This window comes from Pricia antarctica, assembly GCF_900101815.1.
Taxonomy (GTDB): Bacteria; Bacteroidota; Bacteroidia; order Flavobacteriales; family Flavobacteriaceae; genus Pricia; species Pricia antarctica.
In genome coordinates, this window is sequence record NZ_FNAO01000046.1 from 1 (window position 1) to 1190 (window position 1190).

Annotated in this window: 2 protein-coding genes; both read right to left on the bottom strand. The window is 34.1% G+C overall.

Annotated features, from left to right (window positions below):
• Positions 1–95: transposase (locus BLT07_RS20840; RefSeq protein WP_139205131.1), on the bottom strand; the 95-nt coding region annotated here is incomplete at its 3' end.
• Between the two features lie 321 nt (positions 96–416).
• Positions 417–881, bottom strand: a complete 465-nt coding sequence (locus tag BLT07_RS20610) for a hypothetical protein (RefSeq protein ID WP_091874511.1) — start codon at positions 879–881, stop codon at positions 417–419.
• Positions 882–1190 lie beyond the last annotated feature (309 nt).

The window sequence follows — 1190 nt, forward strand, 5'->3', positions numbered from 1 at the left end:
CCCATTTCCCGGGAGATGTCGCCAACGGTCCGACCCTGTTCGTTCTCCTTGAGGGCCTTGATGATCTGGCTTTCGCTAAACTTGCTTTTTTTCATATGACAGTTAAAATTTAAAATTAATAAATTCGAATTTTAAACTGTCCTATTTTTAGGGAAGGCTACAGGAAAGGGCAAGCTCTTTTATTTTTTCGAGCGTTGGAATTGAGCGTTGGCAAAAAAATAAATGTGCTTGACCAAGCGTCGGCTTTTTAGCTCGAATTTTGATGGTTTGCACGATTTCCGCATTACTTACAACGGTTTTGTGTATGATACGTTGCGTGGTTAAGCAACTAATTTAGCAAATAAAAACCGAATAGAAAATCCGCGAGGATTTTCGTAAGCAAGCGAGTACCAGCAATGGATTATACACAGTGTTGTCTATAGTTTTTTATACGTACTTATTTCATTAACGTATCTAAAATTAACTGACTTTAATATTCCGTTTTTGTATGAAAATAAATACTTTTCCTTTTTGTCAATTATTTTTGGCTCGCTATTAATTCTCAAAATAATTCGGTCAGAATTTCCATTTACTGTTGTGCTTTGAGATGTTTCATTTCCGTTCGTTAGATATTTAATTTGAATTCCGACATTTTCATTTCCGCCAGAAACAATATCATATTTATCGAATTTTATAATTCCATTTTTATCGGTTTTCTTGATTTGAGATTTATTATAACTAATTGAATATTTTACTTCAAATTCAGATAAAGGTTTTCCGCTTTTATCCGTAACCTCAAATATTACAAAATCTCGAGAGAATTTATCGAGTTTCTCAATATATTCTGTTGTTTCTTCTTCGTATGAGTAGTTATGATAAAGTATTAATTCGTCATTTTTCAATTCCCAAGTACCGAAAAGTCAGACCACGTCCAACAACTGTCTCCACGAGATTCATATTCATAAGTTCCGTCTTTTTTCAATTCAAGAGTATCATACGAGAGTTTGCTTTCAATTTGATATTTTCCGACTATTTCGGTCGAATTCAAATTAAAAAGACAAATTATGAATGTTAGCAAAAGTGTTTTCATAAATTATAGACAACGTCAAGGCTATAGCAAGTAGGGCGGTCGGCGCGCAACGGCCTTTCCGCCAAGCCCTAGCCAAAGCTTTTGCATTTTGTGATTATCTTTGTTTTCTAAATTGCCAAAT